The 24,163-nt window shown below is 68.9% G+C and carries 25 protein-coding genes; 10 read left to right on the plus strand and 15 right to left on the minus strand.

The window, feature by feature from the left end:
• The first annotated feature begins 19 nt into the window (after positions 1 to 19).
• The gene (locus B7G54_RS04605) at positions 20 to 1,444 is read left to right on the plus strand and encodes a serine hydrolase domain-containing protein (RefSeq protein WP_085038018.1); all 1,425 of its coding nucleotides are present in this window, start codon (positions 20 to 22) and stop codon (positions 1,442 to 1,444) included.
• A gap of 91 nt (positions 1,445 to 1,535) precedes the next feature.
• Here B7G54_RS04605 and B7G54_RS04610 read toward each other — a convergent pair whose 3' ends face one another.
• The 6 genes from B7G54_RS04610 to B7G54_RS04635 form a co-directional block, all read right to left on the minus strand.
• Positions 1,536 to 2,159 carry a glutathione S-transferase family protein gene (locus B7G54_RS04610; protein WP_085038019.1) on the minus strand — a complete coding sequence of 208 codons (624 nt, stop codon included), beginning with the start codon at positions 2,157 to 2,159 and terminating at the stop codon, positions 1,536 to 1,538.
• 72 nt (positions 2,160 to 2,231) lie between these two features.
• On the minus strand, positions 2,232 to 3,731 hold the full coding sequence (locus B7G54_RS04615) for a TIGR01777 family oxidoreductase (protein ID WP_085038020.1): 1,500 nt from the start codon (positions 3,729 to 3,731) through the stop codon (positions 2,232 to 2,234).
• On the minus strand, positions 3,728 to 4,594 hold the full coding sequence (locus B7G54_RS04620) for a thiol-disulfide oxidoreductase DCC family protein (RefSeq protein ID WP_085038021.1): 867 nt from the start codon (positions 4,592 to 4,594) through the stop codon (positions 3,728 to 3,730). The genes B7G54_RS04615 and B7G54_RS04620 overlap by 4 nt, the downstream gene beginning before the upstream one ends.
• A 93-nt stretch (positions 4,595 to 4,687) precedes the next feature.
• The gene (locus B7G54_RS04625; RefSeq protein ID WP_085038022.1) at positions 4,688 to 5,158 is read right to left on the minus strand and encodes a DUF2269 family protein; all 471 of its coding nucleotides are present in this window, start codon (positions 5,156 to 5,158) and stop codon (positions 4,688 to 4,690) included.
• Positions 5,155 to 6,474 (minus strand): SDR family oxidoreductase, encoded by a 1,320-nt coding sequence (locus tag B7G54_RS04630; RefSeq protein WP_085038023.1) that lies wholly within the window; start codon positions 6,472 to 6,474, stop codon positions 5,155 to 5,157. Before B7G54_RS04630 ends, B7G54_RS04625 begins: the two co-directional genes overlap by 4 nt.
• An 88-nt stretch (positions 6,475 to 6,562) precedes the next feature.
• Complete coding sequence (locus B7G54_RS04635) at positions 6,563 to 7,096, minus strand: GbsR/MarR family transcriptional regulator (protein WP_006480371.1); 534 nt, start codon at positions 7,094 to 7,096, stop codon at positions 6,563 to 6,565.
• 160 nt (positions 7,097 to 7,256) lie between these two features.
• On the opposite strand from B7G54_RS04635, the gene fabV reads away from it, so the two are divergent.
• The gene (fabV, locus tag B7G54_RS04640; protein ID WP_085038024.1) at positions 7,257 to 8,459 is read left to right on the plus strand and encodes an enoyl-ACP reductase FabV; all 1,203 of its coding nucleotides are present in this window, start codon (positions 7,257 to 7,259) and stop codon (positions 8,457 to 8,459) included.
• Between the two features lie 64 nt (positions 8,460 to 8,523).
• Here the strand turns inward: fabV and B7G54_RS04645 are convergent, their stop codons facing one another.
• Positions 8,524 to 9,228 carry an SDR family oxidoreductase gene (locus tag B7G54_RS04645; RefSeq protein WP_085038025.1) on the minus strand — a complete coding sequence of 235 codons (705 nt, stop codon included), beginning with the start codon at positions 9,226 to 9,228 and terminating at the stop codon, positions 8,524 to 8,526.
• Positions 9,229 to 9,569: 341 nt separating this feature from the next.
• Between B7G54_RS04645 and B7G54_RS04650 the strand changes: the two genes are divergently transcribed.
• On the plus strand, positions 9,570 to 10,154 hold the full coding sequence (locus B7G54_RS04650) for a TetR/AcrR family transcriptional regulator (protein ID WP_085038026.1): 585 nt from the start codon (positions 9,570 to 9,572) through the stop codon (positions 10,152 to 10,154).
• Positions 10,155 to 10,230: 76 nt separating this feature from the next.
• On the opposite strand, the gene B7G54_RS04655 is transcribed toward B7G54_RS04650, so the two are convergent.
• The 3 genes from B7G54_RS04655 to B7G54_RS04665 all read right to left on the minus strand — a co-directional run bounded on the left by B7G54_RS04655 (position 10,231) and on the right by B7G54_RS04665 (position 12,416).
• The gene (locus B7G54_RS04655) at positions 10,231 to 10,809 is read right to left on the minus strand and encodes a hypothetical protein (protein WP_085038027.1); all 579 of its coding nucleotides are present in this window, start codon (positions 10,807 to 10,809) and stop codon (positions 10,231 to 10,233) included.
• 279 nt (positions 10,810 to 11,088) lie between these two features.
• Entirely contained in the window at positions 11,089 to 11,874 is a 786-nt protein-coding gene (locus B7G54_RS04660; protein ID WP_085038028.1) for a YhfC family intramembrane metalloprotease, read from the minus strand.
• 11 nt (positions 11,875 to 11,885) lie between these two features.
• On the minus strand, positions 11,886 to 12,416 hold the full coding sequence (locus tag B7G54_RS04665; protein ID WP_085038029.1) for a GNAT family N-acetyltransferase: 531 nt from the start codon (positions 12,414 to 12,416) through the stop codon (positions 11,886 to 11,888).
• 204 nt (positions 12,417 to 12,620) lie between these two features.
• On the opposite strand from B7G54_RS04665, the gene B7G54_RS04670 reads away from it, so the two are divergent.
• The 3 genes from B7G54_RS04670 to B7G54_RS04680 all read left to right on the plus strand — a co-directional run bounded on the left by B7G54_RS04670 (position 12,621) and on the right by B7G54_RS04680 (position 14,039).
• Positions 12,621 to 12,986: an ArsR/SmtB family transcription factor gene (locus tag B7G54_RS04670; RefSeq protein WP_085038030.1), complete on the plus strand. Its 366-nt coding sequence runs from the start codon at positions 12,621 to 12,623 to the stop codon at positions 12,984 to 12,986.
• Positions 12,958 to 13,443 (plus strand): SRPBCC family protein, encoded by a 486-nt coding sequence (locus B7G54_RS04675; RefSeq protein WP_085038031.1) that lies wholly within the window; start codon positions 12,958 to 12,960, stop codon positions 13,441 to 13,443. Before B7G54_RS04670 ends, B7G54_RS04675 begins: the two co-directional genes overlap by 29 nt.
• A gap of 119 nt (positions 13,444 to 13,562) precedes the next feature.
• Complete coding sequence (locus B7G54_RS04680; protein WP_059684055.1) at positions 13,563 to 14,039, plus strand: SRPBCC family protein; 477 nt, start codon at positions 13,563 to 13,565, stop codon at positions 14,037 to 14,039.
• Positions 14,040 to 14,066: 27 nt separating this feature from the next.
• Here B7G54_RS04680 and B7G54_RS04685 read toward each other — a convergent pair whose 3' ends face one another.
• From B7G54_RS04685 to B7G54_RS04700, 4 genes are all read right to left on the minus strand, one after another.
• Positions 14,067 to 15,197, minus strand: coding sequence for an amidohydrolase family protein (locus B7G54_RS04685; RefSeq protein ID WP_085038032.1), 1,131 nt, complete (start codon positions 15,195 to 15,197; stop codon positions 14,067 to 14,069).
• Between the two features lies 1 nt (position 15,198).
• On the minus strand, positions 15,199 to 16,506 hold the full coding sequence (locus B7G54_RS04690) for an MFS transporter (RefSeq protein ID WP_085038033.1): 1,308 nt from the start codon (positions 16,504 to 16,506) through the stop codon (positions 15,199 to 15,201).
• Between the two features lie 83 nt (positions 16,507 to 16,589).
• The gene (locus B7G54_RS04695; RefSeq protein WP_085038034.1) at positions 16,590 to 17,870 is read right to left on the minus strand and encodes a CaiB/BaiF CoA transferase family protein; all 1,281 of its coding nucleotides are present in this window, start codon (positions 17,868 to 17,870) and stop codon (positions 16,590 to 16,592) included.
• On the minus strand, positions 17,867 to 18,853 hold the full coding sequence (locus B7G54_RS04700; protein ID WP_085038035.1) for a hydroxymethylglutaryl-CoA lyase: 987 nt from the start codon (positions 18,851 to 18,853) through the stop codon (positions 17,867 to 17,869). Before B7G54_RS04700 ends, B7G54_RS04695 begins: the two co-directional genes overlap by 4 nt.
• 172 nt (positions 18,854 to 19,025) lie before the next feature.
• Between B7G54_RS04700 and B7G54_RS04705 the strand changes: the two genes are divergently transcribed.
• Both B7G54_RS04705 and B7G54_RS04710 read left to right on the plus strand, forming a co-directional pair.
• On the plus strand, positions 19,026 to 19,847 hold the full coding sequence (locus B7G54_RS04705) for an IclR family transcriptional regulator (RefSeq protein ID WP_085038036.1): 822 nt from the start codon (positions 19,026 to 19,028) through the stop codon (positions 19,845 to 19,847).
• Positions 19,848 to 19,985: 138 nt separating this feature from the next.
• Positions 19,986 to 20,624, plus strand: coding sequence for a 2-hydroxychromene-2-carboxylate isomerase (locus tag B7G54_RS04710; RefSeq protein WP_085038037.1), 639 nt, complete (start codon positions 19,986 to 19,988; stop codon positions 20,622 to 20,624).
• 50 nt (positions 20,625 to 20,674) lie between these two features.
• On the opposite strand, the gene B7G54_RS04715 is transcribed toward B7G54_RS04710, so the two are convergent.
• Complete coding sequence (locus tag B7G54_RS04715; RefSeq protein ID WP_085038038.1) at positions 20,675 to 21,658, minus strand: LysR family transcriptional regulator; 984 nt, start codon at positions 21,656 to 21,658, stop codon at positions 20,675 to 20,677.
• 101 nt (positions 21,659 to 21,759) lie between these two features.
• Between B7G54_RS04715 and B7G54_RS04720 the strand changes: the two genes are divergently transcribed.
• Positions 21,760 to 22,992, plus strand: coding sequence for an MFS transporter (locus B7G54_RS04720; protein ID WP_085038391.1), 1,233 nt, complete (start codon positions 21,760 to 21,762; stop codon positions 22,990 to 22,992).
• A gap of 428 nt (positions 22,993 to 23,420) precedes the next feature.
• Positions 23,421 to 24,113: a phosphatase PAP2 family protein gene (locus B7G54_RS04725; protein ID WP_085038039.1), complete on the plus strand. Its 693-nt coding sequence runs from the start codon at positions 23,421 to 23,423 to the stop codon at positions 24,111 to 24,113.
• Positions 24,114 to 24,163: the final 50 nt, after the last annotated feature.

Consider the following 24,163-nt stretch of genomic DNA (forward strand, 5'->3'; position numbering starts at 1 on the left):
CAACCGAGGACGCTCGCGCATGACGATCCCCTTCAAGAAGCTGATCCTGCGCGGCGTCGCGCTCGGAGTCGTCGCCGTGGTCGGCTACACGGGCTACATGCTGTCCCGGCTCGCGCCGATCGCGACCGGCTATGCGGCGAAAGCGCTATGTTCAGGCGTGTACGTATCGGGCCGCCCCGCCGCATCCGTGATCGACGTCGACATCATGGCGGGCGTGCATCCGCTGCTGAAACTGGTGCGTCCGTCGATCGATCCCGACCATCATCGCGCCGTGGCGACCTTCGCCGGCTTCGCCGAACGCGAAGCCGACTTCCGGCCCGGGCTCGGCTGCACGCTCGCGGTCGGGCCGGCGCCCGGCGCGTCCGCGGCCGCCCTGCCGGCTGCTTTACCGGCCGCGCTGCCGCCCCTCCCCGATCCGCCGTCCGCGCAGCCGGCACCGGCCACGCCGCCGGCCGGCATCGACGCGCAGAAGCTGCAGGCCGCGCTCGACCGCGCGTTCGACGAGCCCGATCCGGCACGGCCGCGGCGCACGCGCGCAGTTGTCGTGATGTGGCGCGGCCAGGTGATCGCCGAACGCTATGCGCCCGGCTTCACGGCCGACACGCCACTGCCCGGCTGGTCGATGACGAAGACCGTGACGGCCGCGCTGGTCGGCACGCTCGTCGCACAACACAAGCTGTCGCCCGATGCGTCGGCACTGCTGCCCGAATGGCGCGGCAGCGGCGATCCGCGCGCGGCCATCACGCTCGACGAACTGCTGCGGATGACGAGCGGCCTGCAATTCAACGAGGACTACGACGAGCCGCTGTCCGACGTCGCGTTGATGCTGTATGCGCAGCCCGATACCGCACGGTTTGCGTCGGCGAAGCCGCTCGCTGCACCACCCGGCACGCGGTGGTCTTACTCGAGCGGTACGAGCGCGATCGTCGCGCGCGTGATGCGTGAAGCGCTGGGCGGCAGCGAGGACGACTACCTCGCGTTTCCGCGCCGCGCGCTGTTCGCGCCGCTCGGGATGCGCAGCGCGGTGTTCGAGCCCGATGCGTCCGGCACGCTCGTCAGCCCGTCGTACATGTATGCGAGCGCACGCGACTGGGCGCGCTTCGGGCAGCTTCTGCTGCAGGACGGCGTGTGGGACGGGCAGCGGCGGCTGCCGGAAGGCTGGGTGCGCTACCTGACGCGCGCGACGCCGCAGTCGGAGCGCCAGGAGTACGGCGCGCAGCTGTGGGTCAAGGTGCCGGAGCCGTTCAACGATCGCGATCCGCATGCGGCCGCGATGCCGGCCGACGCGTTTCATGCGGTCGGCCACGAAGGCCAGTTCGTGAGCGTGGTACCGAGCCGTCAACTGGTGGTCGTGCGGCTCGGGCTGTCGCGGCCGGAATCCGCGTGGAACCACGAGGCGTTTCTCGCGCGCGTGCTCGACGCGGTGCCGGCGCCCGGCGCGTGAAAATGGGCCTGCGGGCCTGCGGGCCCGTGCATGCCGCTCGTGACGCGGCGGCGCTTGCCACGCCGCCGCACCGCGCACGACCTGCGATGCATCACGGGTTCGCGCTGCCCGCGTATTTCTGGAAGCCCTCGCGCGTCGCGAGACGTTCGATATAGCGCGACACCGCCGGGAAATCCGGATGCTCGAACGGCGTGCCGAACCAGCGGTTCACCGACAGGCCGATCGGAATGTCCGCGAGCGTGAAGCCGTTGCCGGCCACGTACGCGCCGGTCGCTTCGAGCTGCGCGTTCAACACCTGCATGTGCTTCGTCCAGCCCGCGATCGACTGCGCGATGCCGGCCGGATCCTGGTGATCGGGCGATTTCCGCACGAGGCCGAGGAACGCGCCGACCCACGAGCGGTTCAGGTCGGCGCCCTGCCAGTCGATCCATTGATCGACCCGTGCGCGCGCCTGCGGCTCGGCCGGATACAGCGCGTCGCCGCCATAGCGGTTCGCGAGGTAGCGGATGATCGTGTTCGATTCCCAGAGCACGAAATCGTCGTCCTTGATGACGGGCACGAGACCGTTCGGATTCAGCGCGAGATAGGCCGGATCGTTGGTCGTACGGAAGCCCGCGCCCCAGTCTTCCTGATCGAACGGCAGGTTCAGCTCGGTGCAGAGCCACAGCACCTTGCGAACGTTGATGGACGGGATCTTGCCGAGGATGTGCAGCATGCAGTCTCCTTGTGAGGTCGGATGCGGAGCACCCGGGACGCACGACACGTCCCGAACGCGTTCACGCCGAATTTATACACGACCTCGGGGCAAACGACAGGCCGTACGCGGAAAATCCGCGTGCGGTCGATTCGTCAGGTCGCGCAGCGCGTGCTCGGCCGTCGGGAACCGGAACATGAACCCGTCCTGATGCAGCCGCGCCGGCATGACCCGCTGCCCGTCCAGCAGCAGTTCGGCCATCTCGCCCATCGCGATGCGCAGCGGCGCGGCCGGCACGTGCAGCCAGGCCGGGCGGTGCAGCACCTTCGACACGACCTGCACGAACTCGCGCTGGGTCAATGGCGCGGGCGCAACCGCGTTGTAGACGCCGTGCATGCCCGGGTGCGTCATCGCGCGCGCGATGATCCGCAGCACGTCGTCCCGGTGGATCCAGCTCATCACCTGCGTGCCGTCGCCGAATCGCCCGCCCATCCCGACGTAATGCGGCAGCAGCATCGGGCGCAGCGCGCCGCCGGGGCCGAACACGACGCCCAGCCGCAGCACCACCGCGCGAACGCCGTGGCGCTCGAGCGCCTGCGCGGACTGCTCCCACTGCCGGCACAGCCCGGACATGAAGCCCGTGCCGGCGCTGCTGCTCTCGTCGAGCCGCTCGTCGGCCGGGCGCACGCCGTAGTACCCGATCGCCGATGCCTGAATCCACGTGCGCGGCTTGACCTCGGCGGTCTCGACCCAGCGCATCAGCGATGCCGTGACACCGACGCGGCTCGCGAGCAGCACCGCCTGCCGGCGTTTGCTCCAGCGCGCGCCCAGCACCGGCGCCCCCGCGAGATTGATGACCGTGTCGAAACGCTCGTGCGGCCGCAGTTGTTCGACGGACGTCACGCTGCGCACGCGGCCGTGAAACTGGTAGGCCGCGCGCAGCGGATCGCGCGCCAGCAACGTGACCGTATGCCCTGCATCGAGCAGCTGGTTCACGAGCGTTTCGCCGATGAAGCCGGTTCCGCCGGTCACGAGCACGTTCCCCGGCGGCTGCCCCGCGAACGGATTGGCGGCCGGCGCGTGTCGCGCGATCCGGCAGGCCGCGATCCCGTCGCGGATTCCCGATACCGACACGCCGACGGCAAAGAGGCTCAGCACCCAGCCGCGCCAGCCGAGATCGAGCGCCTGCAGCGCGGTCGGCTCGTGCGCCCACGCAGCCAGCTGCATCGCGATCATCCCGAACAGCGCGCCGCCGTTGACGGCCAGCAGCGTGTGCAGCACGCGCTCGGTCGCCGGCAGCTTGCGGCTCTGGTCCTCGACGACGAAATCCCACAACGTCAGCACCACCTCGACGACCACCACCGCCGCGATGGCCGCGACCCAGGCGCCGTGAAAGGCGACGTTCGCGATCGACGCGAACACGAGACCGTAAAGCACGGAACGCACCGCATGAATCGCCAGCTCGAGCCGCGCGCGCGGGCTGTGCGGGAGATCCTGCGTGAGTTCGTGGTGATAGAGCGTATCGAATGCGCCCATCGCGCCCTGCACGATCAGCAGGTTGAGCGCCCAGTCGAAAGCAGGCAAGGTGTTCATAGGGTGTCCCTCCTCCAGAGCCAGACGAGCGGGGGCACCATCGCAACCAGTGCCGCCGCGTCGATCGCCACGTGGCCCGATACATGGGCCTGCAATGAAAGCAGCATGTCCTGTGGCGCCCAGATCAACAGGCCGGCCAGCAGCCATCCCCACACCTCGCGCCGGCGCAGCCGGTTGCCGAGGTGGACGAGCGCCAGCATCCAGACCGATGCGCATTGCACCGTCGCGCCGATCAGCGACATCCACCAGACCTGCTGTGCACGCGCCGGTTCGGGCGCCGTGCCCGCCCAGAAATGCAGCTCGATGACGCGGTGATACGCGTCGAGCCACGGCGCGCCGGCTAGCCACGGAACGGCGATGCCGACGAGCAGGTGTGCGATTGCCGCGCCGAACATCCAGGTCACCACGATGCGGCGCGCAGCGTCGCCCGCCGGCCGATCGGCCGCGGGTTCGGCGGCACGGCCGCTGCCGCATGCCGCGCCGTCGCACGGCGCTTCAGCGCGATAGCCGAGCCAGCGCGAGACGGCATGCCGGTTGCGCGCGAAGCAGCGATACAGCGGCGCCAGCGCACTGCGCATGGCCGGCACGCGAAGCAGCCGGACGAGCCAGCGGCGTCCGGTCAGCGCATGGGCGGCCAGGATGCTGTCCACGCCGGTCAGCATGCGTCCGTCCGGCAGACGCGCGTGCAGCTCGCGGTTCAGCGCGGGCAGGCCGACGCCGAGCGGCACGGGATCGAAGCCCGGCTCGGTGATATCGACGAAAGCCAACTGCTGTCGGGCGTCGCGGGCCGCGAGACGCTTTATCTCGGCAACGCATAACGGACATCGCCCGTCGAAGTACAGCACCAGTTCAGTTGAGTCCATGATTCGCACTCCTTCTTGTTATTGCAGGCATCATGAATCGATCGGCAGCTTTCCGGTACGTCGTACCACCGCTCCCGTGCGGCGGCGGCGCACTTACATCGGCTTGACCACCATCAGGAAATAGACGGTCAGCATCGCGAAAAACGCCGGATAGCCGAGCAGCTCCCAACGCTTCGCATAGCGCCAGTAGCGTTCCGGCAGCGCGGCATCGCCGTTCACATGAGCGAGCTTCGCCATCGCGGCCAGTTCGACCTGCAGCCAGACGACCGGTAGCCAGCACACGCCGGCGATCGCATACAGCACGATCGACGCGACGAGCCACGGCGTATGCCACGGCCAGCCGGCCGTGTGCGCAAGCCAGAGCCCCGAAGCCGGCTGGAAGATCACGGCCGGCGTCGTGAACCACCAGTCCGCGCGCACCACGAGCCGCGACACGGCCGCGATCGCGGGCACCGAGCGCGTGCGGTTCGCGAAGAACAGGTAGAACGCGGTGCCGAACCCCGTGCCGACCAGCAGCACCGAGGACAGGATGTGAAGCGCCTTGATGACGAGATAAGTATTCATGCTTGTTCTTCTTCTGAAAAAAGGATCAACAGGATCGCGAGAATCGGCACGTTCTTGAGCACGGGGCCGAACGGTTCGGCGAGCAGGCCCGGCATCGTGACCGCAATGACGACCGAATATGCGACGATCAGCGCGGCTTGCGCGACCCACAGGCGGCGCGACGGCGCGGCGACGGTGGCGATGCCGAACGCGAAGTCCAGCGCGCTGGCCGCATAGAGCGCGAGCAGCGCAGGCAGCCCGGCCAGGTGCGCAGGCGCGAGCAGGGCGAGGCTCGCGTGCAGCGGATGGATGAATGCGCTGGCGATGGCCGTCCAGATCCATACGATCGCAAGCGCGCCCCGCAGCAGCGGACGGCGCCACATCGCGAGCGCGTCGCGGCGCAGCGCAGCGGCTTCCGCGCCGATAAAGCCGTCGATCCCGCGCGGCGGCCGGCCGAGCAGGGCCGTGACGGCGGCCGGATCGCCGGTGTTCCCGCCGCGCAGCATCGTCCACGTGTCGCGCGTGAAGATCGCGCCAGGCAGCGTGCCGAGCAACGCGGCCGCCGCGCCGGCCAGCGGGCCCGGCAATGCAATGCGGGCGGCCGGCGGAAACCCCAGCGCGGCGCGGTATCGGGCCAGCATCTCGCGATATTCGACTTCGTCGTTGCCGACCACGTCGATCACCCGGCTGCCGGCCGCCGGCGCATCGCCCGGTTCCACGACGAGCCGCACGACGACTTCGGCGAGATCGTCGACGTGCACGGGGCGCAGCCGTTGATGGCCACCCGCCGGCAGCACCTGCACGGGCAGGCTCGCGAGCATCCGGAACAACCGCGCGGACGCGCCGGCCGTGCCATAGACGAGCGCGGGACGCACGATCCGGAAGTCGATCGGCAGCGTCTGCAGGAAGCGATCGGCTGCGTACTTGCTCGCGAAGTAGCGTGTATCGCCACGCTCGACGCCGAGCGCCGAGATCTGGATCACCCGCCGCACGCCGGCGCGGCAGCACGCGGTGAAGAGCGCGCACGGCGCGGCGCGATGCACGGCGTCGAGCGTCGCGCCGCGTCGATCGGCGAGGATCCCGACCGCATTGATCACCACGTCGACGCCCTCCAGCCGCGCGAGCCACGCGTCGGGATCGACGTCGTTCGCGAAGTCGATCGCAACGTCGCACGGGCCGGCCGCGTGACGCACGCCGCGCAGCACGCGATGGCCGCCGGCTTCGAGCTGCGCGCACAGTGCCCGCCCGATGAAGCCGTTCGCGCCGCACACGAGGACGGTCATGCTGCGCACCCCGGTGCAGCCATGCGGGCAGGTCGACGGCAAGACGGTGTTCATTCTCATCCTCTATTTACAGTTATTTCTGTACAGACAGAAATAACAACCCCGAAAAAAGCGGGCTGGCTGCCCGCATTGCGCGTACCGCTTACTTCGACGGCTTGCGCCTGACCGTCTGGCTGATCTTCGCGCCGATGCCGAGCGCCTTCATCAGCGTATCGGGCTTGAGCCGCAGCATCTCGTCCGACCAGGTCGTGAGCGTCTCGACGAACTGCAGCGTGTCGCGGATGCGCTGCTCGGTCTCGCGGCTCTCGTTCGCGATCTCGGGATTCGTCAGGCAATCGCGCAGCACCGTGAGCGTCGGCTCGATCTCGCGCTGCCGCCGCCCTTCGACGATCAGCTTGAACAGTTCCCAGATGTCGGTCGACGTCTCGAAGTGGTCGCGGCGGTCGCCCAGCACATGCACGACCTTCGCGAGCCGCCACGCCTGCAGCTCCTTCAGGCTCGTGCTGACATTGGAGCGCGCAACGTTGAGCGTCTCGGCGATCTCGTCGGCCGCGACCGGCCGGCCGGCCAGATAGAGCAGCGCGTGGATCTGCGAGACGGTGCGGTTGACGCCCCACCGCGAGCCCATTTCGCCCCAGTGGAGAATGAATCGTTCGGCAATCGGTGTGAGTTCCATGACGTGAAATTTAGGCATTTCAGTTATTTCTGTCAAGAGAGAAATAACCGGGCGATCCGCCCGGTTCCGGCCGCGCCCGCCCGCGATCGGCCGCATCCTTTACAATGCGCGGGATTTTTCCGATTTCAGGCCGTTTCCGCCTTTCTGACTAGAGGTTTCCATGATCATCAAACCGCGCGTGCGTGGCTTCATCTGCGTGACGACTCATCCGGTCGGCTGCGAAGCCAACGTCAAGGAACAGATCGACTACGTGACTTCGCACGGCCCGATCGCCAACGGCCCGAAAAAGGTGCTCGTGATCGGCGCGTCGACCGGTTACGGCCTCGCCGCCCGGATCTCGGCCGCCTTCGGCTCGGGCGCGGACACGCTCGGCGTGTTCTTCGAACGCGCCGGCAGCGAAACGAAGCCCGGCACGGCCGGCTGGTACAACAGCGCCGCGTTCGAGAAATTCGCCGCCGAAAAGGGGCACTATGCGCGCAGCATCAACGGCGACGCATTCTCCGACAAGGTGAAGCAGGTCACGATCGACACCATCAAGCAGGATCTCGGCAAGGTCGATCTCGTCGTCTACAGCCTCGCGGCACCGCGCCGCACGCATCCGAAGACGGGCGAAACCATCAGCTCGACGCTCAAGCCGATCGGCAAGACGGTCACGTTCCGCGGCCTCGACACCGACAAGGAAGTGATCCGCGACGTCACGCTCGAACCGGCGACGCAGGAAGAGATCGACGGCACCGTCGCCGTGATGGGCGGCGAGGACTGGCAGATGTGGATCGACGCGCTCGATGAAGCCGGCGTGCTGGCCGACGGCGCGAAGACGACCGCGTTCACGTACCTCGGCGAGCAGATCACGCACGACATCTACTGGAACGGCTCGATCGGCGAAGCGAAGAAGGATCTCGACAAGAAAGTGCTGTCGATCCGCGACAAGCTGGCCGCGCACGGCGGCGACGCGCGCGTGTCGGTGCTGAAGGCCGTCGTCACGCAGGCCAGCTCGGCCATTCCGATGATGCCGCTGTACCTGTCGCTGCTGTTCAAGACGATGAAGGAAACCGGCACGCACGAAGGCTGCATCGAGCAGGTGTACGGCCTGTTCAAGGACAGCCTGTACGGCGCGACGCCGCACGTCGACGAAGAAGGCCGCCTGCGTGCGGACTACAAGGAGCTCGATCCGCAGGTGCAGGCGAAGGTCGTCGCGCAGTGGAACCACGTGACGAACGAGAACCTGTACGAGCTGACCGACTTCACCGGCTACAAGACCGACTTCCTGCGCCTGTTCGGCTTCGAGATCGCCGGTGTCGACTACGACGCGGACGTGAACCCGGACGTGAAGATCCCGGGCATCATCGACACCACCGTCTGACGATGCTGCCCGCCACCCGCGCCGTGCGTACGGCGCGGGTGGCGGGTTCGAGATTCCGGCTGCGTCAGCGCTGCGCCGGTTCTTCCAGATAGACGCCCGCCGACAGCGTGGCCTTCACGTGCCGCGTGAGTTCGTCGGTGGACACCTCTTCCGCACCCGCCTCGATCGCGTCGTACGCCTGGCGCACGACGTCGGCCGGCGTCGCTTTCGGCACGTCGAGGCCGGCCGTCAGGTCGGTATCGATGAAGCCGGCATGCAGCCCGACGACCTGCGTGCGCTGCTCGCGCAGCGAATGGCGCAGCCCGTTGGTCAGCGCCCACGCGGCCGATTTCGATACGCCGTAGCCCGACAGGATCGGCCGGTTCACCCAGCTCGCGACCGACAGGATGTTCAGGATCGCGCCGCCGCCATGGCTGGCGAGGATGCCCGCGAACGCGCGCGACATCGCCAGCATCCCGAACACGTTGGTTTCGAAGTGATCGCGCAACGCATCGGCCGCACCGTCGTCCGTCAGGCTGCCGAGCCGCGCAATGCCCGCGTTGTTGATCAGCAGCGTGACGTCGCGCGCCGCGTCGGCCGCCGCGGCGACGGCCGACGGATCGGTCACGTCGAGCTTCACCGGCACGACGCCCGGCAGCGTCACGGTGGCCGGATCACGCGCCGCCGCATAGACCTTGCGCGCCCCTCTTGCGAGCGCCTGCTTCGCAAACTCGAGCCCGAGCCCGCGATTCGCGCCCGTGACGAACACCACTGCACCTTCGATCTTCATGATTGTTCCTATCGCATGATGAATCGCATGCACGCCGGCTCGCCGCGCGCGTGAGATCCGGTGGAAAACCAGGCTGCCATTGCGTACCGAACCGTTGCACCGCCGCCGGCAGACGGCGAGCCGCCCGCTGCCCGCGCCCCGCCGGCGCCAAAGACTCCGACCGATTGCCATCCGGTGCTCCGGCAGTGGCTTTGCACCCTCCGCCAAGTCGGCTACACTCGATGTCAATGTCGATCACCATTGTCTTTGCGGTGCATTGTGTTCGCGCAGCCCGGGCATGTCAATGGCGATCACCATTGTGATTTCCAATCGGTGCGATCGGCAAAATCAGGGAGGGATCTATGGGTGTGTCAAGACAGCAGGCTGCCGAGAACCGGAGCGCGATCGTCGCGGCCGCCGAGCGGCTGTTCCGCGTGCGCGGCGTCGACGCGGTGGGGCTCACGGAGCTGATGAAGGAAGCCGGCTTCACGCAGGGCGGCTTCTACAACCACTTCAAGTCGAAAGACGCGCTGGTTGCCGAGGTGATGGACAAGGCCATGCAGGACCGCGCGGATTCGCCGAACGCCGAGAGTCTCGACGCGCAGGTGGCGTTGTACCTGTCGGCCGCGCATCGCGACAACGTCGAGGCCGGATGCCCGCTGTCGGGTTTCGCGGGCGACGCGCCGCGACTGACCGATGCGGCGCGAGCGTGCTATGCGCACGGGCTCGCCACGTATCTCGATCGGCTGGAACGGATGGTGGCCACGGCAGGCGCGACGCCGGCGCAGACGCGTCGTGACGCGATCGCAGCCTTCAGCCAGATGGTCGGCGCGCTCGTACTGTCGCGCGCGATCGCGGGCACCGATCCCGCGCTGGCCGACGAGATCCTCGCAGCAGGGCGGGACACGCTCGTCGACGGGCGCGACGATCCGGGCGTAATCGCGTAATGGCGTGTCGGCTTGCGCGGCGTGTTGGTGTGCGGCGGGCGCGGCGGCGCTTCAGCGACTTGCCCCGCTATTCGACCTATTTGACCGCCCGCGCGGCCTCCCACAGCTGCTGCCCGCCGAGCGCCGCATGCCACGCATCGAAGCGCGTGCGCCACGATTCGAACGGCTCCGCCAGCGGACGGCGCGGATCGTCGCTGAGCGAATACGCCATTCCTTCGATCAGCCAGCGCGGCTTGGTCGCGACGGCCAGGTTGCCGAGCACTTCCGCCTGGCGGTGATGGATCAGCTCGTGCGCGAGAAAGTAGGTCTGCCAGCCGCGCGGTGCGACGACCACGCCGAAATTCCCGAGCGTCAGCGCCGCGCGCTGGCCGAGGCCGAATGCATCGGCGCACGCCCGCGTCGAACAGAACACGACGCGCGGCGCTGCCTGGAATGCACCGACGGCTGCCGCCGCGCGCGCATAGCCATCACGATAGAGTTGCCGCGCATCGCCGAGCTTCGCGGCATCGTCCGTGCAGATGTCGTCGCTCGGGCACGACACGCCGGGGATCAGCGCGGGCGCGACGACGCGCAGCGGCTTGACGAGCGCATACGCGGCAATCGGCAATGCGACGAGCAGGCCCGTGAGGGCGAAAGCAACATGGGAGCGTTTCATCGAGGCGGTGGTTCCGGGGTGTTCTGCTGGTGTTGTCCTGCGTGAATATATCGTCCGGCGACGATGCCGGCCCCGTTCTTCCTTCCGGCCAGAACCAGCCGTCACGATCCATCCTTCCGCTGCAGCACAGACAATTCCAATCGGATTTTCAACCCGATGGCGGCTGCATTCGTCACCGCCGGTAGCGTCTTGAGCCGCGCCAGCCGTTATCGAGCCGGAGAATGGCCGGCCAACCGCTGACCGAACCGCGCCGCGCCCGGCTGAAACGGGCCGCACACATCACGCGGCGCGCTCCGTGCTCACGTCGCCGGCGCCCGCCCCTCGGCGGCTCCAGCGTATTCCCAGCCACAGAAGCGCGACACTGCACACGAACAGGAGCACCTCGACCAGCACGGTATCGACATGCCAGTATCGCGTCAGCAGGACGGCAGCGAGGTCGAACATGAAATGGAGCGCGATCGCACACGCGAGCCAGCGTTTCGTCCCGCGTACGAACGCCTGCAGCACGATCAGCGACAGCCCCACATGCGCGGCCATGGCGCTCGCGCGCTCGAACAGCGCGAGCAACGGCGACGCGAGCGTCATGCCGGCGAACTGCGACCCGATCAGCGACTGCGTGCCGGCCGACACGACGACGCCCGCATGCGCGAGCAGGTAGCCGGTGCCGAGCACGACAAACCCGGCGCCGACCAGCAGCATCGCCTCCAGCCCGCCATGCCCGAGCCCGAGCATCACGGCCGTTTGCGGGTCGTGCCGCTTCGGCAGCAGATACCGGAACGCGACCCAGCGCCCGCATTCCTCGAAGAGCCCGGCCGTCAGCGCCGCGAACACGAGCATCGGCACACGCCAGCGCGGATCGGTCCCGAGCCAGTGGAACAGCGGTATCTGCCACGACAGGCGCAGCACCGGCTGGAACACGAAAAAGATCAGCATGCCGTAGAAGAACACGCGCAACGGAACCTGCGTGCGGCGCCGCCATGCGATCGCGAGCAACGCCGGCACGATCAGCGCCACGACACCCGCCGCGAGCGTGAGGAACAAGAGCAACGGAGCGACGGGATGCATGACGGATGCCGTTACGCCAGCTGCTTGTGGAAATACGTCGTCGCGCAGCGCGTGCCGTCGGGCATCAGCGCATAGTTCGGCACGACGCCGACACGCTGCCAGCCGGCCCGCTCGTACAGGCGCTCGGCGTCGCCGCCCGTCACGGTGTCGAGCACGAGCACGCTCTTGCCGGCGTCGCGCGCGGCTGCATCGGCCGCCGCCATCAGCCGCGCGGCGATGCCCTGCCGGCGCGCGCGCCGCGACACGAGCATCTTCGCGATATCCGCGCGATGCGGCTGGTTCTCGGGCTGTGCGGTCACGACCTGCACGGTGCCGACGATCCGGCCGGCCGCGTCCTCGGCAACGAGCAGGATGCGCTCGCCCTTCGCGACGCCGTCGGCGACGTCGTTCCAGAACGCGACGGCGGTCGGCCGCTCGATCGGCAACATGAAGCTGACGGACGCGCCGCCCTCGACGCAATCGATCAGCACGTCGGCCAGCGCATCGACGCAGGTCTTCGCTTCGCCCGCGTCGACGCGACGGACGGTAACGGATTCGGTCATGCCATCCCCGGTAGTGAGGTGGGCCGCACGCGCGGGTTCGGCGTGCGGCCGGATCGGAAAGAGCGCCGCCCGGTCGTCGCATCTCGCACAACGGTGGCAGGCGCGCGGCAACGCCGCAGCCGATCGGCGCGCGTTACCGCCCCATCATCCTACGCGACGAAAACTTCCGTTGCATCGCCGTTCGCCTCTCCTATACTTAGCCGCATGGCTAACTCTCAACCCGGCATCAGCGACGTCTTCCACGCCCTCGCCGATCCAACGCGCTGCGCGATCGTCAGCGCGCTCGGTCACGGCGAACGGACCGTCTCCGCGCTGGCCGCGCCGTTCGACATGGCGCTGCCGTCGTTCATGAAGCACGTCGCGGTGCTCGAGCGCAGCGGCCTCGTGCAGACCCGGAAAGCCGGCCGCTCGCGCACCTGCACGCTGGTCGGCAGCCGGCTCACCGAGGCCGAGGCATGGCTCGCCGAGCAGCGCGCGCTGTGGGAAGCACGATCCGATCGTCTCGTCGAATGCGTCGAACGCCATCACCAGGAGGAGCACGATGTCAGCCAGCCCCGTCGAACCCGCTGAAGCCCACGATCTCGTCATCACCCGCACGCTGCGTGCCCCGCGCCACGCGCTGTGGCGTGCGTGGACCGACCCTGAACTGCTGAAGGAATGGTGGTGCCCGAAACCGTGGACCACCGAAGTGCGTGCGTTCGACCTGCGGCCGGGCGGCGCCTTCCACACGTTCATGCGCGGCCCCGACGGCGGCACGAGCGACAATCCCGGCTGCTTCCTCGAAATCGTGCCGGAAGCGCGCATTGCGTTCACGTCGATGCTCGCGGGCGGCTGGCGGCCGCAGGTGCCGTGGATGGGCTTCACCGCGATCATCACGATGGCCGACGACGACGCCGGCAGCCGCTACGAGGCGCGCGTGATGCATCCGGACGCCGCGACGCGCGAGCGCCACGAAGCGCTCGGCTTCTTCGAGGGCTGGAACACCTGCATCACGCAGCTCGACGCCTTCGCAGCCGCGCTGCGCTAAGCACGGCCGTGTGCGCACGCATTGCATGCCGCCTCACACGCGCCTAGGATTCCTGAAGGAAGCATGACGACACGCCGGCCGCCGGCGTGCACCGTCGCGCGCGCTCCGCGGGAGGCAACATGTTGCACACGCACACGCACTCGACCCGGGTCAGCCGGCACCTGAACGCCCCGCGCGGCCGCGTCTACCGCGCACTGCTCGATCCGCACGCGGTGGAGCAATGGAAGGTGCCCGACGGCATGACGTGCCGCGTGCATGCGTACGACGCGCGCGAAGGCGGCGCGCTGCGCGTGTCGCTGAGCTACGACGCGCCGTCGGCCGGCGCCGGCAAGACCACCGCGCGCACCGATACCTATCACGGCCGCTTCGTCACGCTCGTGCCGGACGAGCAGATCGTCGAGATCGACGTGTTCGAGACCGACGATCCGATGCTGCGCGGCGCGATGACGATCACGATCACGCTGTCCGACGAAGCGGGCGGCACGCGGGTGGACGCCGTGCACGACGGGGTGCCGCCCGGCGTGCCGGCCGCCGACAACGAGACCGGCTGGCAAATGGCGCTGGCGCGGCTCGCGGCGCTGGTGGAGGCCGGGTGAGCCAGCGCCCGCCCGGCGCGGCATGCGTCAGCCGAGCCGGTAAGCGCGCGTGACCGTGCCGCGGAACAGCGCGTCGCGCTCGTCCGGGCTCGCGTGCGCGGTCAGCCGCTTGAACGCATTCCAGCCGTTCACGAACGAATACGAGCCCTTGTCGACCGGGAAATTGCCCTCGAACATGCAGCGCTCGGGGCCGAACGCATCGATGCAGGTCATCATCCACGGCTTCCACGCGTCGGCGAGCTGCGCGGAAGACGGCGGCCGCGCGCCCTTCTCGAAATCGAAACCGTTGATGCGCATCCCGAGCCCGCCGACCTTCACGTACACGTTCGGCAGTTGCGCGAGCGTACGCATCGACGCCGACCAGCGCTCGAACACCTCCGGCCGCTTGTCGGCATAGCTGGCGATCCGCACGACGCCGCCGCAGTGATTGACGATGACGCGCGTGTCGGGATTCGCCTTCGCGAGCGCGAACAATTCGGGCAGCTGGGGAAAGAACAGCCACGCGTCATACGAAAGCCCGAGCGGTGCGAGCTGCGCGACGCCTGCCCGGTACGCCGGATCGAGCAGCAGCCCGCGCGGCACCGCCGACAGCGGATTGGCGAGCGTCGGATCGGCATCCCATGTCGTCAGGTGACGAATTCCGCGGAAGCGCCCGCGCCCGGCTTCGAGATGCGCTTCGAGCACCTCGCGCACGCGTTCGCCGAGACGCAGGTCCGCGTGGCCGACGATGCCTTTCGCGACGGCCACGGGGCCGTTCTGCAACGACTCTGTCACGCCCGCGACATAGGCCGTCTCGCCCACCGGCTTCAGTTCGGCCGGGCCGGAATCGCGATAGCGCGTCTGCGCCTGCATGTAGACGGACGCCTGGACGTTGTGGCCCGAGCGCGCGTCCTGCAGGTAGTCGTCGAGCATGTAGATCCAGCCCGGCCGCTCATAGAAATGATGATGCGCGTCGACGATCGGCAGGTCGGGCTCGAGCGCGGGTTCGAGCGCCGACGCGAGCCAGTCGGGGCGCACCGCGAGATAGTTGCTTTGCGTCGTCATGCGGGAAACTCCCTCCTGGGTGGCTGCCCGCGTCTCGGTGAACGCGGGCAGCGCAAGCGATGCGGCGGCCGCGCCGAGCAGCCGGCGCCGCTTGATCGAAATGGTCGTATCCATGTCATTCGCTCCGGTCGAACGCATACAGCGACAGCGTCAGCAGCGTCGTGATCGCGAGCACGATCGCGAGGCCGAGCATGCCGGCGGTAAAGGTGCCGAAGCTGTCCTTCAGGTAGCCGACGAGATAAGGGCCCGCGAAGCCGCCGAGCGCGCCGATCGAGTTGATCAGCGCGAGCCCGCCGGCCGCGGCGTGGCCGGACAGGAAGCGCGAGGGCAACGTGTAGAAGATCGTGCGGCCGGCAATCGTGCCGATCAGCGCGAGCGTGATGCCGACGAGTGCCGGCCCGAGCGTCAGGAAGTGCGTCGACACGCCGAGCGCCACCGCGCCGATGAACAGCCCGATCGCCAGGTTCGCGACCGGGCCGCCGCGCCGGTCGACACGCTTCGCCCACCACAGCAGCGCGACGGTCGCGAAGAAGTACGGCACCGCGGACAGCCAGCCCGTCTGCATCGTCGACATGCCGTGCGCCTTCAGCATCTGCGGCAGCCAGATGCCGATCCCGTACGAGCCCATCGTGAAGCCGAACGAGATCAGCGCGAGCACGTACACGCGCACGTCGCGCAGCGCGACGCCGAAGCGCTTCTTGCGGCCGGCGGCCGCGCCGTCGCGCTCGAACGCACGCTGCAGCGCGGCACGCTCGTCGTCCGACAGCCACGCGGCATTCGCCGGCGAATCGGACAGCAGCTTCAGCACGAGGAAACCGAGCGCGCACGCAGGCAGCCCTTCGACGATGAACATCCATTTCCAGCCGGCCAGCCCGAGCGCGCCGTCGAGTTGCAGCAGCCACGTCGACAGCGGGCCGCCGATCAACGACGACAGCGGCGTCGACACGGTGAACCACGCCAGCACGCGCGTGCGGTAGCTCGCCGGAAACCACACGGCGAGGAAGAAGATCACGCCGGGAAAGAATCCGGCCTCCCCGATGCCGAGCAGCAGCCGGATCGCATAGAAGCTCGTCGGCCCGGTCGCGAGCGCGGTCGCGGCCGCCATCAGCCCCCACGTGATCATGATGCGGGCGAGCCAGCGGCGCGCGCCGAAGCGATACAGCGCGAGATTGCTCGGCACCTCGAACACGCAGTAGCCGGCGAACATGATCCCCGCGCCCCAGCCGAACTGCGTCGCGGTCAGCCCGAGATCGCGATTCATCGTGAGCGCCGCGAAGCCGACGCTCGTGCGATCCAGGTAGTTGAAGAAATACGCGAGCGCGAGCAGCGGAATGAAGCGCCACGCGGCCTTGCGCACGGCCCGTTGCTCGATCGACGCGTCGGTCTCGCGATCGGCGGCCAGTGCCGGGGAAGCGGATGTCATGGTTGTCTCCGTGGATGGGGCGGTCCGCGCCCGCGCGTTGCGCGGCCGGGACGCCTTTGTTCGTTCGATGAATCGCGGCCGCGCTACGCGCTCGCCAGTTCGTTCGGCGACGGCGCGCCGCCCGGTGCCGCGTCGTCCGTGCCATGCCGCCCCGCGACGACACCGGCTTCGATCAGCGCACGTGCGTCGTCCGGCGTGTAGCCGAGCTCGCCGAGCAGCGCGCGCGTGTCCTGGCCGAGTGCGGGCGGCGCCGAGCGCAACCGCAGGCGTTCGCCTGCGAGCGTCAGCGGCAGCAGCGCGGTGCGCGTGTCGACCGGCCGCCCGGCGCTGCTCGCGTCGGCCGGCAGCGTCACGGCCTCGAGGCCGCCCGTGGCAAGCAGGTGCGGGTCGTCGAACAGGTCATGCGGTTTCGTGATCGGCGCGTACGGCAGGCCGTTCGACTCGAAGATCGCGCCGATCTCCGCGGCCGAATGCGGCGCGAGCCGCGCCCGCAACTCGGGCAGCAGCCAGTCGCGCGCCTGCACGCGCAGGTTGTTGGTCGCGAGGCGCGGATCGTCCTTCAGCGCGGCCAGGCCGAACGCATCGCAGAACAGCGCCCACTGCGTATCCGACACGACCGCGAGAAAGATCTGTTCGCCATCCCTGACGGCAAACACGTCGTAGACGGCCCACGCGGAAATCCGGCTCGGCATCGGCGACGCGGCCTGCCCCGTTACCGCGAACTGCATCATGTGCTGCGCGACGAGGAACACGTTGTTCTCGAACAGCGAGCTCTGCACCTGCTGGCCGCGGCCGGTGCGCTCGCGCTGCGCGAGCGCGGCCATCGCGCCGATCGCGCCGAACATGCCGCCCATGATGTCGTTCACGCTCGCGCCGGCGCGCAGCGGCCGCCCTTCCGGGCCCGTCATGTACGCGAGGCCGCCCATCATCTGCACCACCTCGTCGAGCGCGGTGCGATGCTCGTACGGCCCCGGCAGGAAGCCCTTGTGCGACACGTACACGAGGCGAGGATTCAGCGAGTGCAGCGCCGGATAACCGAGGCCGATGCGGTCCATCGTGCCGCTCTTGAAGTTCTCGCTGAAGACGTCCGCCGTCGCGACGAGCCGCAGCACGATCTCCAGCCCGCGCGGATCCTTCACGTCGACCGCGAGGCTCTTCTTGTTGCGGTTGAACATCCCGAAGAAACCCGCGCCCGAACCGCGCAGCGCGCGCGTGCTGTCGCCCGCGATCGGTTCGATCTTGATGACCTCCGCGCCGAGATCCGCGAGCAGCATCCCGCAGGTCGGGCCCATCACCATGTGCGTCATCTCGATCACGCGCACGCCTGCGTACGGCAGCGCCGAAGCCGGTCGATGGTCGTTCATTGCGCGACTCCCGTCAGGCATCCTTCCGGTTGCACCGCGGTTGGGGAACGGCCGTCCGCGTAGCGGAAGCCCTTCGGCAACCCGGCGTCCGGCACATGGCCGTACAGCGCCTCGGCCGGCAGCGCCGCGTGCAGGATCGCGCGTGCGGCGAGCAGCGCGTCGACGTCGACACCCGTGTCGAATCCCATCGCTTCGAGCAGGAACACGAGATCCTCGGTGACGATGTTGCCGGTCGCGCCCGGCGCATACGGACAACCGCCGAGGCCGCCCTGGCTCGCGTCGATCGTCGTCACGCCCGCGTCGAGCGCCGCGACGACGTTCGCGAGCCCCTGCCCGCGCGTGTTGTGGAAATGCGCGCCGCCGGCCTTGTCGCCGACTTCGCGCTGCAGGCGCAGGAACAGCCGGCGCACCTGCGCCGGGTTCGCATAGCCGCTCGTATCGGACAATCCGATCTCGTCGACACCGCATTCGGCCATCGCCACCGCCATCGCGATCGTCTCGTCGTCGCTGACGGCGCCCGCGATCGTGCAGCCGAACGCGACCGATACGCCCGCCTCGATCTGCACCGCCGGAAACCGCGCATCGCGCAGCGCGACGATCGCGCGCACCTCGTCGATCATCTGCGCGGACGTCTTGCGGATGTTCGCCAGCGAATGCGCGTCCGTCACCGATACCGGCAGCGTCAGCTTGTGCACGCCGGCTTCGAATGCGCCCTCGGCGCCGCGCAGGTTCGGCGCGAGCGCAGCGACGTGCAGCCCGGGAATCGCCAACGCGTGCGCGACGACTTCGCGCACGTCGGCCATCTGCGGCAACAGCCTGGCCGGCACGAACGACCCGACCTCGATCTCGCGCAGGCCGGCCGCGGCCAGCGCCGTGATCCAGCGCAGCTTGCCGGCCGTCGGCATCACGGCCTGGATGCTCTGCAGGCCGTCGCGCGGCCCGACCTCGCTGACCAGCACCTTCGGATATTCGGAAACGCTCATTTGACACTCCATCGTTCTATCTGAAAGAACATTGTTCTGTTTGACAGAACTCTAAGCATGCATCGAATGAGCTGTAAGCGGGGTATACCCGTGAAATTGCGATTTTCTGGAACTTGAGTTCTGCCAGGCAGAACGATATAGTCGACCGATCGTCATCCGAAGGAAGCAGGCAGTGCCTACGACTCACACCGATCACGCGGGCGGCGGGCCCGATTCGCCGGCCGAAGAAGCGTCCAGCGGCGTCGCCGTTCTCGATCGCGCGTTCGCGATCCTCCGTGCCTTCGGGCAGACCGACGACCGGCTGTCGCTCGCGGAGCTGTCGCGCCGCACCGGGCTGTACAAGAGCACGATCCTGCGCCTGCTCGCGGCGCTCGAACATGGCGGCTTCATGCGCAAGCTCGACGACGGCCAGTACGCGATCGGGCACGAGCCGCAGCGGCTCGCCGCGCTGTACCAGCGTTCGTTCCGGGTCGGCCCGGTGATCGAGCCGCTGCTCGAGACGCTGAGCCGCGAACTCGGCGAAACGGCGTCGTTCTACGTGCGCCAGGGCGACATGCGCTCGGTGCTCTATCGGGTCGAGCCCGCCCGCGCGGTGCGCGTGTCGATTCGTGTCGGCGAGGAGTTTCCGGTTCGCCAGGGTGCGTCCGGGAAGGTGCTGCTGGCGTTCACCGATACGCAGGATGCGCAATGGCACGACGTGCGCGAACAACTCTGGGCCGCGTCGTACGGCGAGCGCGACCCCGAGACGGCGTCGGCGTCCGCGCCCGTGTTCGGTGCGGCCGGCGAGTGTGTCGGCGCGCTGACCGTCTCCGGCCCGAAATCGCGGCTCGCTGCCGCGCCGGCCATGGCGGCGGCGCTCGCGATGCTGCTGCCGCTCGCGCAGAAGGCGACCGTGGCGCTCGGCGGTGCGGGCGCACGCTACGACGCAGCGGCCGTGCGCGACAGCCTCGGGCGGCTCGCGTCGGCAGCGGGCCACGGCGACGCAGCGTCATAACCGGCTGCGCGCGCCCGGCTGCGCAACAGCGCAAAAGGCGGCTGCGTGCGACACTGGCCGCCGATGCATGCATCGCGCGCCGCCTGCGGGCGTGCCGCGCGTGCCACCGCCAACCGGACACGCTTGAGGGCAGCCACCATGAACGCCGCGCGCACCGCCACCTGGTATTTCGACTTCGTTTCGCCGTTCGCCTACCTGCAGCAGGAACAATTCGACCGGTTGCCGGCCGCCGCCGCGTTCGAGCCGCGGCCCATCGTGCTCGGCGCGCTGCTCGCACACTGGGGCCAGAAAGCGCCGGCCGAGATCGCGGCGAAACGCGTCTTCACCTATCGCCACGCGCAATATCGCGCGGACAAGCTCGCCATTCCGTTCCGGATGCCGCCCGCGCACCCGTTCAATCCGATCAAGCCGTTGCGCCTCGCGATCGCGATGGGCAATTCACCCGACGCGATCCGGCGGATCTTCCGGCATATCTGGCGCGACGGCCAGGACGTGTCGACGCCGCAAGGCTTCGCCGCGCTGTGCGAAGCCGTCGGCTTTCCGGAAGGCGTGACCGCCGTCGAAGCCCAGCCGGTGAAGGACGCGCTGCGTGCGAACACCGATGACGCGATCGCGCACGGCGTATTCGGCGTGCCGACCTTCGAACTCGACGGCGACCTGTTCTGGGGCGAGGATGCGACCGACATGTTCGCCGACTGCGCGACGTCGCGCGCGTGGCTCGACTCGCCCGAGGTGCGCCGCATCAGCGCGTTGCCCGAAGGGATCCGGCGCGGCTGACGGCGCCCCGTGGCCGCCCGGCGCGCGCGGCGCGCATCCCGCATCCCGCGTCAGGCGTCGCGCCCTTCGACGAGCCCCGGCACGGCCTCGCGCATCATCGCGGCGAACCGCACGAGCCGCGACGGATAGAACTGCGCATGCGGGTAGGTCAGATAGACAGGCAGCGGCGCGGCCTGCCACTCGGGCGCGAGGTGAACGAGCTCGCCGCGCGCGAGGTCGTCGGCCAGCATCCATGACGAGCCGACGCACGCGCCCACCCCCAGCAGCGCCGCACTGCGCAGCGCGTACAGGTTCGCGGTCGTGATGCGCGGGCGGATCGCAATGCGCCGCGTCTCGCCCGTGACCGAATGCGTGAGCGCCAGCTCGGTACGGTAGTACGTGCGCAGCGCGAGCCACGGCAACGCAGCCAGCGCGCCGGGGTCGGCCGGCACGTCGGCGCCGTTCAGCACGGAAGGCGCGGCGACCACGAAGCGCGGCACCTTCGAGAGCCGGATCGCGACGACGGCCGGATCGGTCGGCTCGCCCACCTGGATCGCGCAATCGATGCCGCTGCCGACGAAATCCCGCACCTCGTCCTGCAGCAGCCACTCGACCGACACGCGCGGATAGTCGCGCAGGAACCGCGCAAGCGGCTCGACGAAACGCTCCTGGCCGAATGCGTGCGGCACCGCAACCCGCAGCAGCCCGTCGGGCTCCTCCTGTGCACCGCGCAGATCGGCCTCGAACGCCGCCCAGTTCGCCAGCAACTCCTTCGCACGCTTGAAGCAGCGCTCGCCGTCGACCGTCAGGCGCATCGTGTGCGTCGTCCGCTGCAGCAGCCGCATGCCGAGCGAACGTTCGAGCGCCTGCAGCCGCCGGCTGATCGTCGGCTGCGTCGTGTGCAGTTGCGCGGCAGCGGCCGACAGGCTGCCGGCCTCGACTATGCGTACGAAGGTTTCCATCAGCTCGAAACGATAGCCGGCACCGTCCACCGGCACCGCCTGAACGCGCGGAGACCCGCCATCAGTGGGGGATAAGGGAGATTTTTCAGTCATTCGTGGAGCGTATAACAAATCTGCGCAGGGCGGCACTACCGTGGCCGGCCGCGTGCCGCCACACTCGCGTCCATTCCCTTGTTCAACCCAGGATGAACGCGATGTCCACTCCGTCCCGCCTCGATGCCGCGCCGCGCGCGGCCCACGCCCCGGCCCGCCCGGCCGCCCATTCGATGCCCGATCGCCGGCTCGTGCTGCTGCTCGCGGCGGCCGCCGGCCTCGGCGTCGCCCCGCTCTACTACGCGCAGCCGATGCTCGGCGCGCTCGGGCCCGATCTCGGCGCGTCGGCACGCGCGATCGGCTTCGTGCCGACGCTCACGCAGCTCGGCTATGCGCTCGGCATCCTGCTGCTCGCCCCCCTCGGCGACCGCTTCGACCGGCGCCGCGTGATCGTGACCAAGGCCGCGATGCTGGTGGTCGCGCTGCTGCTCGCCGCCGTCGCGCCGTCGCTCGGGCTGCTGCTTGCGGCGAGCTTCGCGATCGGCCTCGCCGCGACGATGGCGCAGGACGTCGTGCCGGCCGCCGCGACGCTCGCGCACGACGCGCATCGCGGCCGCATCGTCGGCACGGTGATGACGGGGCTGCTGCTCGGCATCCTGCTGTCGCGGGTCGTGGCCGGGTTCGTCGCCGAGACGGCCGGCTGGCGCGCGATGTTCGCACTCGCGGCCGCCAGCGTCGCCGCGATCGGCGTCGTGGCCGCGCGCGGGCTGCCGCACTTCGAGCCGACCACGCGCCTGCCGTATCGCGCCCTGATCGGATCGCTCGGCGCGCTGTGGCGCCAGCATCCGGCGCTGCGCCGCGCCGCGCTCGCGCAGGGGTTGCTCGCCGTCGGATTCAGTGCGTTCTGGTCGACGCTCGCGGTGATGCTGCACGGCGCGCCGTTCCACCTCGGCAGCGCGGCCGCCGGCGCGTTCGGCCTCGCGGGCGCCGCCGGCGCACTGGCCGCGCCGATCGCCGGGCGCATGGCCGACCATCACGGCCCCGAGCGCGTCACGCGTATCGGCATCGGCATTGCGACGGTGTCGTTCGCGTCGATGGCCGCCGCGCCGCTGATGTCGCCGCATGCCCAGCTCGTGCTGCTCGCGGTCGCGACGATCGGCTTCGATCTCGGCGTGCAGGCCACGCTGATCGCGCACCAGGCAATCGTCTACCGGATCGACCCTGCGTCGCGCAGCCGCCTCAACGCGGTGCTGTTCGTCGGCATGTTCATCGGGATGGCGGCCGGCGCCGCGATCGGCAGTTTGTTGCTCGCGCAACTGGGCTGGAATGCGGTCACCGCGCTGGCCGTCGTGACATCGCTGGCCGCGCTCGCCGTGCGGATCTGGCGCCACTGAATTTCCGCATCACGCACCCATGGCGGGCAGGCCCACAGGGCTTGCCCGCCTTTTCTTTTATTTTCGATCGGCGCACGCACGACGCTGCGCGGCCTGGCGAATTCGCGCGCATCTGGCGCGAAAAGCGCTCATCCCGTGCAAGGTCCATACCGGCCCGCCCGATTGTCCAGTTCAGCGAATTATTTTTCCGGCGGCCATGCGCATCGATGCGCAAACGTCGGACGATTCGATGCGCCCCCCCCACGCGGCACTCGCCCATCCGGCCCCATCGCACAGCCCCGTTTTATCAGGGGATTCCCGGTATTTTTTCGCATTTTCTTTGAAATAACGGGTGACATACTTGCCCCCCGTTGCGCTCCGGTACGAGCGCGCTTCCAGATCCTGCCGGCCGCACGTCATGCACTGCGGGCCCGCCGGGGTCGCACGACATGAACAATTTCGACACCACGATCCAGATCTTCCTCACCCACATGACGTTCGGTCCGCTGATGAATCACGCGATCCGCGTGATCGCGGGCCTGTACACGTTCAAGGGCTTCGTGCTCATTCCCGTGCTGTGCTGGCTGTGGTTCCAGCCGAGTCCGAACCGCGAGCGGCAACGCGAGCAGGTCGTCGCGACGATCGCGAGCGGGCTCATCGCACTCGCGTTCGGCCGGCTGCTCGCCCAGGTGCTGCCGTTCCGCGTGCGGCCGATCTACAACCCCGACCTGCACCTGCATTTCCCGTCGGCCGGACTGCGCGCGGCCACGCTGCAGGCATGGAGTTCGTTCCCGAGCGATCACGCGATGCTGTGGATGGCGATCGCCACCGGCATCTTCATCATCGCGCGCCGCGTCGGCGTGTTCGCGCTGCTTTATTCGGTCGTGTTCATCTGCCTGCCGCGCGCGTATCTCGGCTTTCACTACCCGACCGACCTGATCGCGGGTGCCGCGATCGGCATCGCGCTCGCGTGGCTGCTGACGCGCGACGCGATCCGCTCGCGCTTCGCGCCGCAGATACTGGCGATGATCCGGCGCTTCCCCGCGCCGGCCTATACGCTCGCCTTCCTGCTGTGCTTCGAGCTGATCACGCAGTTCGACGAACTGCTGACGCTCGCGCAGTCGGCCACCCACACGATGTGACGGGGAGACGCCACGATGCTGCCGCTGCTTTCGTTCCGTCGTCGCCCGGG

The organism is Burkholderia puraquae (genome assembly GCF_002099195.1).
Lineage (GTDB): Bacteria > Pseudomonadota > Gammaproteobacteria > Burkholderiales > Burkholderiaceae > Burkholderia > Burkholderia puraquae.